Source organism: Bradyrhizobium jicamae, from assembly GCF_001440395.1.
GTDB classification, from domain to species: domain Bacteria; phylum Pseudomonadota; class Alphaproteobacteria; order Rhizobiales; family Xanthobacteraceae; genus Bradyrhizobium; species Bradyrhizobium jicamae.
This window is the reverse complement of sequence record NZ_LLXZ01000102.1, coordinates 29,893-30,471: the sequence shown is the minus strand read 5'-3', so window position 1 is coordinate 30,471 and position 579 is coordinate 29,893. Positions and strand designations below refer to the sequence as shown.

Sequence of the window (579 nt, the reverse complement as noted above, 5' to 3'; positions counted from 1 at the left end):
GTTCTGGCGGCTGCGATCGTCCGTGAAGGCGCCAAGTCGGTTGCCGCCGGCATGAATCCGATGGACCTGAAGCGCGGTATCGACCTGGCGGTTGAAGCCGTGGTCGCCGACCTCGCCAAGAACTCCAAGAAGGTCACCTCGAACGAGGAAATCGCCCAGGTTGGCACGATCTCCGCCAACGGCGACAAGGAAATCGGCGACTTCCTCGCCAAGGCGATGGCCAAGGTCGGCAACGAAGGCGTCATCACCGTTGAGGAAGCCAAGTCGCTCGACACCGAACTCGACGTCGTCGAGGGCATGCAGTTCGACCGCGGCTACATCTCGCCCTACTTCGTCACCAACGCCGACAAGATGCGCGTTGAAATGGACGACGCCTACATCCTGATCAACGAGAAGAAGCTCTCCTCGCTGAACGAGCTGCTGCCGCTGCTCGAAGCCGTGGTGCAGACCGGCAAGCCGCTGGTCATCGTCGCTGAAGACGTCGAAGGCGAAGCGCTTGCCACCCTCGTCGTCAACCGTCTCCGCGGTGGTCTGAAGGTCGCGGCCGTCAAGGCTCCGGGCTTCGGCGATCGCCGCAAA

1 protein-coding gene is annotated in these 579 nt (G+C 62.5%); it reads left to right on the top strand.

Translation table 11 applies throughout. The features are described 5' to 3' along the window. The coding region (locus CQ12_RS46350; RefSeq protein ID WP_283807369.1) for a TCP-1/cpn60 chaperonin family protein at window positions 1-579 on the top strand (579 nt) is incomplete at both ends.